We start from the raw sequence: 10,165 nt of genomic DNA, 5'->3' as shown, positions 1-10,165 counted from the left end.
TGCGCAGCCTGACCTTCTTGTTCATGTGCGGGCTCTGCTCGATGGCCCTCAGCCGCTCATCCTCTTCGCTGCTCAACTCAATGTACCGAAAGTTTCCCATAGTAAAAGTCTATCGTGAGTGTACTTAGTCGGCCCGGAGGGTCAACCAAAAGTGTCCACCAGACCAGCCCCGCCCCCTACCGCCAGGGGGTGAGGGCCTGCTCCAAACGTGCCAGCGTCCAGTCCAGCAGCACCGCCAGCAAGGCCACCGCTGCCGCCCCCTGCACCACATAGGCCAGGTTGCTCACAGCCAGCCCGGCGATGATCGGTACCCCCAGGCCTCCCCCGCCCACCAGCGGGGCCACGGTGGCAGTAGCCAGAATCAGCACCAGGCTGGTACGAATGCCCGCCAGTATCACCGGCAAAGCCAGCGGCAGTTCCACCGCCCAGAGCATCTGCGCGCGGGCATACCCCATGCCCTTCGCGGCATCAAGCACATCGCTGGGCAGCGAAGTGAGTCCTTCCAGCCCATTGCGCACTACGGGCAGCAGGCCATACAAGAACAATGCCAGCACCGCTCCAGAAGAGCCAAAGCCCAAAAACGGCAGGGCCAGCACCAGCACCGCCACCGGGGGGAAGGTCTGCCCCACTGCCACCAGGTTCTCGAGCAAGGGGCGGAAGGCCGCCCCCGCGGGCCGGGTAACCAGCACCACCAGCGGCAAACCCACCAGCAGCACCAGCGCACCCGCGCCAAAGGTGATGGCCAGGTGCTGCAAAGTGAGGTTCAGCAGGGTCTCGCGCTCGAAAAGGGGGCTCTGGGCACTGGGAAATAGAAGGGAAAAAAGGGCCTTCCAGATAGACTGCTGGGCCAATAAGAAAAGTACCAGCCCCCACCCCAACAAAGGGAGCCAAAGCGGCCGGGCCAGGTTGCGGGGGGTTGTGCGAACTATGCTTCCTCCTCCGAGACCGCAGCCAGCAGGGTCTCCAGCCGCACCAGACCGACCAGCCTGCCCGTTGCGTCGCTCACCCCTAGGGTGCGAAGGCCGCTCGCAAGCAGGGTCGAAAATGCTTCACGGGCACTAGCCGAGTGAGGAATGGACACCGATGGACGGTGCGAGTCCAGCGGCTCAATCAGCCCGCCTAAAGGAATTCGCGAAAGGCGCAAAAGGGTGCGCGAAGGCCCCAGAAAGCTCTGAACGAAGGGGGTTTTGGGACGCCGCAAGAGCACTTCGGGGGGGTCGTACTGTTCTACGCGCCCCCCGTTCATCAAGCAGATGCGATCCGAGATTTTGACCGCTTCCTCGAGGTCGTGGGTGACAAACAGCACGGTCTTTCTGAGTTCGCTTTGCAGCTTTAGAAACTCGTCCTGCAAGCGTTCGCGCGTGGGGGGGTCTACCGCACCAAAGGGCTCGTCCAGGAGCAGCACCGGTGGGTCGGCGGCCAGGGCCCGGGCCAGACCCACCCGCTGGGCCTGGCCACCCGAAAGCTCGCGCGGGTAGCGGCCTGCAAAGGTCTGGGGTTCCAGACCCACCAGGGCCAGCATCTCTTTGGCTCGAGCCTCGCGTTTTTCTTTTTTCCAGCCCAAAAGGCGCGGCACTACCATCACGTTCTCCAGCACACTCATATGCGGAAACAGCCCGATGCTCTGGATCACGTAGCCCATGCCCCGCCGGAGTTCCACCCCATCCAGCCCGCGCACGTCCCGATTGCCCACAAACACCGTGCCCTCGGTCGGTTCAATCAGGCGGTTGACCGTGCGCAGCAGGGTGGTTTTACCGCACCCCGACGGCCCCAGCAAGGTGACGAGTTGCCCCTGGGCGACCTCGAGGCTCACACCCCCCAGCGCCTCAAAGTCCCCGTAGCGCTTGACGACATTCTCAAACCGGATCATAGGGGGGGCAGAGGGGTCAGGGATGAGGGGTTTTGGCCAGTTGGCTAATCAGCGCCCGGAGCATCTTCTTTATTTGGGTACAAGATTGCAGTAGTCGCTGGTTCTGCCCTTTCTCCATCAAGCCCAACCGCTCCAACAATAGGATATGCGTTTCCAGTTCGCATAACGAGCCATGGGCAATCCACAAAAATTGGACAAATTCCTTTCTCGACCCACGCCCATGCCCTTCCGCTATGTTGGCCGGAATGGAAGCGCACGAGCGGTTGATCTGCAATGCCAAGCCATACAGTTCCTTCTTGGGGTATGACGCCGTCAAGCTGTAGCACTCCACCGCCAAATCCATGCATAGTTGCCAAACAATCAGATGCTGTCAAATTCTGCATTCTTTACTAAACACTCCTTTTCCCATCAACTTTCCCCGCACCCCTGTCCACTAACCTCTATATTCCCATCCTCCACCGGAGCAGCCCCCCCATCCAGCGCAGGGCCGAGTCTACCAGCAGGGCCAGCCCAATAATGGGAATCGCACCCAGCAGCACCATGTCGGGTGCGCCCCCTTCTACCCCGCGCAGGATGAAAAAACCCAGCCCTCCCGCGCCAATCAGGGCTGCAACGGTGGTGATGCCGATGGTCAGGGAAGCGGCACCGCGAATACCCTCGAGCATCAGCGGCAAGGCCAGCGGCAGCTCGACCCGCCAGAAGAGCTGTGCCGGGCTCATACCCATGCCGCGTCCGGCGTCCTTGACTGCCTCGGGCACCCCGCGCAGGCCGGTATAGACGTTGAGCACCACCGGTAAGAGCGCATACAGGGTCAGGGCCAGCACGGCGGGGGCCGCCCCAATCCCCCGAATCCCCGAGGCCTGCAGGGGGGCCTGGAAGGCAATCCGTAGCGGGTCGGGCCCCAGGAGGCTGTGGAGCCAGGCCCCCGCCATCACCAGGGCCAGGAGACCCAGCGGCAGCATGAGCAAAACCGCCAACCCCCCCGAAACCGCCCACAGCAAGCGAAAAGCAAACACCCCCACCACCAGCAGGGCCAGGGCGGTCTCGAGGCGCAGGGTTTGCGAAACCTGGGCCAGCAGTGGCAGGAGCAGGCCAAAAAGCGCCAGCGAGGGGATGGTCTGCAAAAACCCCATCACCCCCAGCACCCAGCCAAAGCGGGGGCTGCTGGCCACCAGCACCCCAAGCGGCACCCCCACCCCAACGGCCAGCAGCACCGCGCTACCCGAGAGCGAAAGATGGCGCCATAGCTCGGTGGCAAACTGCTCACGCCAGGATCGCCACTCCACCACAGGCCCCAGTTGATCGAAGGCCCCAAGCCCAATCAGCAGCGCCAAGGCGAGCGGGGCCGAGAGCACCGCCCAGCCGCGCCCCTCGCGGTAGGCCGCAAAGTAGCCCACATACAGCGCCAGCAGTGAGAGCCACAGGCCCCCCGCGGCGGAGACTCGAGCGCTCTCGAGCTGGTTGCTCAATAAATAAGCTGTGCCCTGCCCGACCAGCAAACCCCAGACCAGCAGGGCCATTCCCAGCAGCAACCCCCGCCAGGGCCCCCGGACAAAAGCAAGCAACAACCACAGCCCCAGCAACAGCAGGCCCCAGGAACCCGGCCAGCCCCACACGCCAACAGCTTCACCGGCGGCAATGCGGCTTGCCTTGAGCTCGAGCCAGGGCAGCCCCAGGGCCACTAGCCCCAGCCCGGCAGCTAGCAGGGCCACCGGATGGGGGTTCAGGATTGTCCGCCGGGTCTCACCCTGAGCCCTGGACCCTGGGCTCACCGCTCTCACCGGATAAAGTTCTTGGAACGCAGGTAGGCCCGCGCCACCTCAGCGGGGTTTTTACCGTTCACAGCCACTTCAGCGTTGAGCTGGGAAAGCGTGGCTTCGCCCAGGCTGGCAAAGACCGGATTGATCAGGGTAGCAAGCTCAGGGAAGCGGTCGAAAACGGCCTTGCGCACCGTGATGGCTGGTTGATACACCGCCACTGCTCCCCTGGGGTCGGTCAGGGCCACCAGGCCCAGGGCCGCAATGCCGCCATCGGTGCCATAGGCCATGGCCGCATTCACCCCGCCCGTACCCCGAGCCGCCGCCTGCTGGGTCTGGGTGGTGTTGCCGCCGGGCAAAATTACCAGTTGCTCGGGCTTCATCTTGAAGCCGTAGACCTTCTCGAAGGCTTTGAGGGCATCGTCGCGGTCGACAAACTCCTGGCTGGCCGCCAGCCGCACCTGCGCCCCGCCGTTCACCCAGCGGGCAAAGTCGGCCATGGTGCGGAGGTTATTTTGCTGGGCCAGAGCCTGCGGCACCGCAATGGCCCAGGTGTTGTTGGCCGGGGCTGGATTCAGCCAGACGATATTGTTTTTGGCGTCGAGTTCTTTGGCCTTGGCAAAGCCTTTGGCCGCATCGCGGGTTACGGCCTGGGCACTGGGATCATCCTTGAAGAACACCCCCAGGGCCGTACCGGTGTACTCGGGGTAGAGGTCTATCTCACCGGAAAGCAGGGCCTTGCGCACCACATCGGTGGTGCCGGTGCTGCAACGGTCGTTCACCCGGAAGCCGTTGGCCTCGAGCAGAATCTTGACCATCTGGCACAGCACTGCGCCCTCGGTATCAATCTTGGAGCCCACCGTAACAGGGCCTTTCTGTGCCAGGGCCAGGCCCAGAAGCAGTGCAAGCAGGAAAGCCAATACATTCTTCATACCTCTCTCCTTTCCACAACGCCCTACGTTGCAACCATAACACACTCTGCAAGGCATTGTGTTTGCTGGCTTACCCAACCCAGGCTCAGCCAAGCCGGTTCAAATGGGCAGCAAACGCACGGTAGCCTGGCCGCCGTTGCAGTAAAAACTAAGCATGTCAGGGCAGGCTTCCATGCGGGCCATGGTGCTGGAAGCGGTGAATCAACCCTTACAGCAGAGGCAACAAGCGGTACCCCAACCCCAGGGCCGCCAGGTCTTGCTGCGGGTGCGGGCCTGTGGGGTCTGCCGCACGGATTTGCACATCTTCGAGGGCGATCTGAGGGAACCCAAGCTGCCGCTGGTGCTGGGCCACGAGGTGGTGGGTGAGGTGGTGGCGCTGGGACCACAGGCGCAGCGCTTCCGAGTGGGCCAGCGGGTGGGGGTGCCCTGGCTGGGCTCTACTTGCGGCGTCTGCCGCTACTGCCGGCGGGGCCAGGAAAACCTGTGCGAACAGGCCCGCTTCACCGGCTACACCCTGGACGGGGGTTACGCCGAATACACCCTGGCCCACGAGGACTACTGCTTCGCGCTGCCCGAGGGGTATGGCGACCTCGAGGCTGCCCCGCTGCTTTGTGCGGGTCTGATTGGCTACCGGGCCTACCGGCTGGCCGGCGAGGGGGTCGAACGGCTTGGCCTTTATGGCTTTGGCGCGTCAGCCCACCTGCTTGCCCAGGTTGCTGTCTTCCAGGGAAAAGAGGTGTATGCCTTTACCCGACCCGGCGACACGGCGGCTCAGCAACTGGCTTTGCGGTTGGGGGCGGTCTGGGCGGGAGGCTCCGACCAGCTTCCGCCCAAGACCCTGGACGCAGCCCTGATTTTCGCACCGGTGGGGGCCCTGGTGCCCCAGGCCCTGCGGGCTACCACCCGGGGCGGGGTGGTGGTGTGCGCGGGCATCCACATGAGCGAGATTCCCGCCTTTCCGTACAGCCTGCTTTGGGAAGAACGCGTGGTGCGCTCGGTTGCCAACCTCACCCGCCAGGACGGCGAGGCGTTCCTGGCTTTAGCCCAGGCCGCCGGGGTACGGCCAGAGGTGATGCCTTTTGCCCTGGAAGAAGCCAACCAGGCCCTTATGGCCTTGAAAGAGGGGCGGGTGCACGGTGCGGCGGTACTGCGGGTTAGCGCGGGGTGAAGAAGAAGGCAAAGCCCAGCAGGGCATAAACCCCCAGCAACAGCACCCCTTCCAGCCAGTGGCTTTCCCCATCGCGCACCACCGCGTTGGTGGCCAGAATCGAGGCCGCCAGGGCCGCGAGTTCCAGGGGGTTCTGAAACACCAGATCCATCGGGCGGCCCGCAAAATAGCCCACGATCACCAGAATGGGCGCGACCAGCAGGGCAATCTGCAAAGAAGAACCCACGGCAATCTGTACGGCCAGGTCCATCTTGTTTTTCATGGCGAATACCACCGCCGCGAAATGCTCGGCGGCATTGCCCACCAGCGGAATTAGGATGATGCCCACAAAAAACTCCGAGAGGCCCAGCACCTTGGTGGCCTCTTCCAGGCTCCCCACCAGAAACTCAGCCATTACCGCCACCCCCACCGTGGCGACGGCCAGCACCCCCACCGCGGTGGCCACACTCCAGCTGGCCTCGTGGTGCCCCTCATCGGAAAGGCCCGAGACCAGGTCTTTGTGGGTGCGCAGGGAAAAATAGATGTTGGACAGGTAAATCAGAATCAGCACCCCTGCCGTGGCCAGACTGAACATCTGGTCGGGCAGGGCGGGGTTTGGCACCTTGAAAAAGTTGCGCTCGGCGATGTCGAAAAAGGCCGGCAGCATGAAGGCAATCAGGGTCAGGGTCAGGAGTGAGGTCATCAGGCCCGCGGCCTGGGCGTTGAAGCGCTGGGTGCTGTAGCGCAGGCCACCCATGAATATGGAAAGCCCCAGCACTAGAAGCAGGTTGGACAGAATGGAGCCGGTAATGCTGGCCTTCACCACCTCGATCTTGTCGGCCAGCAGGGCCACCAGCGCAATGATGAGCTCGGCGGCATTCCCAAAGGTGGCGTTGAGCAAGCCCCCCACAGTGCTACCCGCCCTGGCCGCCAGTTCCTCGGTGGCGCGGCCCATGAAACCCGCCAGCGGCAGCAGGGCCAGGGCCGAAACCAGGAATATCCACACCGCCGGGGCGTGTAGTACTTCCAGCGCTATCGCCAAGGGCACAAAACCCAGCAAAATGTAGTTCCACATGGGCTATCCCCCCAGCCACTTCTCCATAAAAATAAGCTCATCGCGGCGGTAACCCAGCCGCTCGAAAAAATCCTGCGCCCCACTGTAGGAAGGCTCGACCAGGAGGTTGAGCTTTTGGCAACCTTTATTCCGAAGACGGGCCTCGAGCTCCTCCATCATCCGTTTGCCCCAGCCCTGCCCCTGGCCAAAAGGGTGGACGGCCATGTGGTAAAGCCAGCCCCGGCGTCCGTCATAGCCTGCGAGCAAGGCCCCCAGAATCTGGCCGTCTTCCTCCGCCACCAAAAACAGGTCGGGGTCGCGCTCGAGTTTCTTCTGCAAGCCCTCAAAGCTATCCGAGGGGTTGAGCTCCAGGCCCGCGTCTTGCCAGAGGGCAATCACGCTGGAGTAGTCGGCCATACGAAACTCACGGATGGGCATGGTGCCTTTAGCCTAGCGCATAGCCCTGTCTAAACGAAAGGGTAGCCAGGATTTCCGGAAAGTTCTTATGGCTTTTCGGGGAAAAGCGCCTGGGCCATCTGGGCCAGAGGGGCTAGCTCATGGTGCTGCTCGGCCATCACTCGAGCAGCGGTGCTCAGGCTTTGGCCCTTGGCTTCAGCCTCGAGGGCCCGCTCGCTCCATTGCCGAAGCTGCTGCTCGGCCTGGCTGGCCCGCCGCTCCGCGCTCTCGGCCCGCTGGCGGTTGACCTCCCGCCCAAACAAATAGCCCGCCGCCGCAAAAGCCATGGCCTCCACCCCGGCAAAAAGGTAGAGGGCGCGGCTCCAGGTGGTCTCGCTCGAGGCCAGCAGGCTAAACATGTAAACCACCAGAACCGCAAACCCCCCCAACACCGCCGCCCCTATCCAGAGGGTCGCCCGATCCCTACCGTTGGTCGGTTTATCGTCCATAAGACCTCCCGTTTGAAGCATCCAAAAATCGTCTACCCTGCCACAAATGTGGGAACCGTGCTTTAGGGGTATCGCGCCCAGCGCCAAGCATGCTGGCCTGAAGTTCGCATACCGACAAGCAAAGGATTGCAAAAGGGCCTGCAACAAGCGATAGGTGCTCCACTGTTCGGTTACCAGCTATCAGCCATCAACTATCAGCTATCGGCTATACACCATCAGCCCTCTAGGGTTTGAATACCACCTTGATACCCCGCCGGGTCACCGCGGCTTTGATGGCTTCAGGCCAGGCTTCCAGGCCAAACCGGTGGGTGACCATAGCTTCGATGCCCTTCATCTCGGGCAGCAGCTTGACCGTCTGGGCAAAGTCGTCCCAGCTATAGGCATAGCTACCTATGAGCCCAATCTCGCGGAACCAGTAGGGTGAAAAATCGTGGAAGGCTGTGGCCGGGGCTCCCAGCAGCAAGACCCGCCCCCCTTCGCGCACCGCCCAGGTGGCTTCCTGCAAGCCTGCCGGGGAGCCCGAGGCCTCCACCACCCCCTCGAAGCCGCCGCGCCAGGAGGTCGCCCCCAGGATGCCGCGGTAACGCCGGGCCCCCGCAGCTTGCTGGGCGGCTTGGGTGGAGGGGAATATCTGGTTGGCGCCCAACAGTTGGGCCAGCTCAGCCTGGCGGGGGTGGCGGGCTACGGCAAAGAGCGGGCCCTCAAAGCCCAGCACCCGCAGCATCTTGATGGTCAAGAGCCCAATGGTTCCGGCCCCAACAACCAGCATCTCGGCGGGCCAGTTCATGCTGTAGGTAGATAGGTACGAACCTTCCGGGCCCGGCCGGAACTCCGTCGGTAGCCTGCTCTTCCCCCAGGCTTGGCGCAAGCCATGCAAGACCACCGCCGCCGGTTCGGTCAGCACGGCGCGTTCGTCGGGCACCTGCTCATCAATGGGAAAAATGCGCTCGCGGTGGGCTACCATGCGCTGGGCCCAGCCACCCCCCAGATCCCTGCAAAAGCCCACCATGCCGGGCCCCAGGTTGCCTTCGGCCACGTTAAAGCACAGGTGATCGTCGCCCCTGGCACATGCCGGACAGTCGGGCAGGCCGCGCTCGAGGCAGGCCAGTACTGGATTGACCACCACCCGCACCCCCCCCAGTTCAGCCAGAATTTCGTGCCCCAGCACCGCCGGAAAGGAGAACATCCCCGAGAGGGTGGGGGCTTGTTTGCCATAGAGCAAGGCCAGGTCGCTGCCGCAGATGCCCGCAAGCCGCACCTTCAAACGTTCGAAGCCCGGAGGACGTTCGGGCTCGGGCAGGGTGGTTAGTTGGAGGGACAACGCCCTGGGGGGATAGCGCTTGCCCAGCAGTTTGGCAGCCACGTAACGCGGTATGGAAGGGGTAAAAAGCAAGCCGCGCATGAGTACCTGGGCACCTGCACTCTGGCGGGTCAGGCTTTGGGCGGGAACCGTTAACGTGGTTTGCATTCCCCCCTATTCTGCCCCTAAATGTGGCCTGGGAAAAGATCACCGCAAAACCGTTTGCAGGTTCTGCATCACCCTCCGGGTAGCGGGCGATTTGTTGAGGGTGTAGAGGTGAATCCCCGGAACCCCCGCTGCCAGCAATTCCTGGGCCTGGCGGGTGGTATGTTCGACCCCAATTTCCAGCACTTCCTCGGGCGTCTGGGCTTTCTCCAGTCTGGAGAGCAGCGGCCCCGGAATGCTGGCCCCACACATATCCATAAAGCGGCGAATCTGGGCCAGGTCGGTGATGGGCATCAGGCCGGGTACGATGGGCACGGTAATCCCCATGCGGCGGGCCCGCTCGACAAAACCAAAGTACAGCGCATTGTTGAAAAAAAGCTGGGTCACCACGAAGTCCAGTCCGGCATCCACTTTTCGCTGCAAGTTTTGCAGGTCGGCCTCGAGGCTCGCTGCTTCCGGGTGTCCTTCCGGGTAACCCCCTCCGGCCACCGCAAAGGTGCCGCCAAACTCGGCTCGAATGAAAGCAATTAACTCAGAGGCGTAGCGAAACCCCCCGGCCACCGGCTGGAACGCCCGGACACCTTTAGGTGGGTCGCCCCGCACCGCCATGATGTTCTGCACCCCTACCCGGGCATACTCCTGCAGGATGGCCCGCAACTCTTCTCGGGTACTGCCCACGCAGGTCAGGTGGGCCATGGCCACTAGACCCACCTCGTTCTGGATACGGGCCGCCCATTCGGCGGTTTTGCTGCGCTCGCTGCCCCCGGCCCCGTAGGTGATGGAGACAAAGCCGGGCTCGAGGGGCTTTAGCTCGTGCAGGGTGCGAAACAGCGCAACCTCGCCCTGGGGGGTTTTGGGTGGAAAAAACTCAAAGGAAAAGACAGGTCGGGCACTTTGTAGAAGGGTGCTAGAATCTACAAACCACCTTACCCAAATCAGGCACTGCAGTTATGTTTAGAGCATGAACCGCCGTGCTTACCCATCGGACGTCCGTGATGAGGAATGGGCTCTGGTGCTGCCCTATTTGACCCTCGC

At 62.9% G+C, this 10,165-nt stretch carries 11 protein-coding genes; 1 reads left to right on the top strand and 10 read right to left on the bottom strand.

What is annotated here, in order from left to right:
• Window positions 1-176 precede the first annotated feature (176 nt).
• From Mhypo_RS15800 to Mhypo_RS15780, 5 genes are all read right to left on the bottom strand, one after another.
• On the bottom strand, window positions 177-851 hold the full coding sequence (locus Mhypo_RS15800; protein ID WP_240637291.1) for an ABC transporter permease: 675 nt from the start codon (window positions 849-851) through the stop codon (window positions 177-179).
• Window positions 852-925: 74 nt separating this feature from the next.
• Window positions 926-1,870 (bottom strand): ABC transporter ATP-binding protein, encoded by a 945-nt coding sequence (locus Mhypo_RS15795; protein WP_119342224.1) that lies wholly within the window; start codon window positions 1,868-1,870, stop codon window positions 926-928.
• 16 nt (window positions 1,871-1,886) lie between these two features.
• Window positions 1,887-2,213, bottom strand: coding sequence for a four helix bundle protein (locus Mhypo_RS18915; protein WP_119342223.1), 327 nt, complete (start codon window positions 2,211-2,213; stop codon window positions 1,887-1,889).
• Between the two features lie 97 nt (window positions 2,214-2,310).
• Complete coding sequence (locus Mhypo_RS15785) at window positions 2,311-3,642, bottom strand: ABC transporter permease (RefSeq protein ID WP_240637290.1); 1,332 nt, start codon at window positions 3,640-3,642, stop codon at window positions 2,311-2,313.
• A 5-nt stretch (window positions 3,643-3,647) separates the two neighbouring features.
• The gene (locus Mhypo_RS15780) at window positions 3,648-4,559 is read right to left on the bottom strand and encodes an ABC transporter substrate-binding protein (RefSeq protein ID WP_119342222.1); all 912 of its coding nucleotides are present in this window, start codon (window positions 4,557-4,559) and stop codon (window positions 3,648-3,650) included.
• Between the two features lie 154 nt (window positions 4,560-4,713).
• Here Mhypo_RS15780 and Mhypo_RS15775 point away from each other — a divergent pair, with 154 nt between their 5' ends.
• Window positions 4,714-5,727 (top strand): zinc-dependent alcohol dehydrogenase family protein, encoded by a 1,014-nt coding sequence (locus Mhypo_RS15775; RefSeq protein WP_240637289.1) that lies wholly within the window; start codon window positions 4,714-4,716, stop codon window positions 5,725-5,727.
• Here the strand turns inward: Mhypo_RS15775 and cax are convergent.
• From cax to metF, 5 genes are all read right to left on the bottom strand, one after another.
• Entirely contained in the window at window positions 5,714-6,781 is a 1,068-nt protein-coding gene (cax, locus tag Mhypo_RS15770) for a calcium/proton exchanger (protein ID WP_119342220.1), read from the bottom strand. The genes Mhypo_RS15775 and cax overlap by 14 nt on opposite strands.
• A 3-nt stretch (window positions 6,782-6,784) precedes the next feature.
• Window positions 6,785-7,198 (bottom strand): GNAT family acetyltransferase, encoded by a 414-nt coding sequence (locus Mhypo_RS15765; protein ID WP_119342219.1) that lies wholly within the window; start codon window positions 7,196-7,198, stop codon window positions 6,785-6,787.
• Window positions 7,199-7,263: 65 nt separating this feature from the next.
• On the bottom strand, window positions 7,264-7,665 hold the full coding sequence (locus Mhypo_RS15760) for a hypothetical protein (protein WP_119342218.1): 402 nt from the start codon (window positions 7,663-7,665) through the stop codon (window positions 7,264-7,266).
• Window positions 7,666-7,888: 223 nt separating this feature from the next.
• The gene (locus Mhypo_RS15755; protein WP_119342226.1) at window positions 7,889-9,067 is read right to left on the bottom strand and encodes a zinc-dependent alcohol dehydrogenase; all 1,179 of its coding nucleotides are present in this window, start codon (window positions 9,065-9,067) and stop codon (window positions 7,889-7,891) included.
• A gap of 105 nt (window positions 9,068-9,172) precedes the next feature.
• Complete coding sequence (gene metF, locus Mhypo_RS15750; protein ID WP_119342217.1) at window positions 9,173-10,066, bottom strand: methylenetetrahydrofolate reductase [NAD(P)H]; 894 nt, start codon at window positions 10,064-10,066, stop codon at window positions 9,173-9,175.
• Window positions 10,067-10,165 lie beyond the last annotated feature (99 nt).

This window comes from Meiothermus hypogaeus (assembly GCF_003574035.1).
Lineage (GTDB): Bacteria > Deinococcota > Deinococci > Deinococcales > Thermaceae > Meiothermus > Meiothermus hypogaeus.
This window is presented reverse-complemented; position numbering and strand designations above follow the sequence as displayed.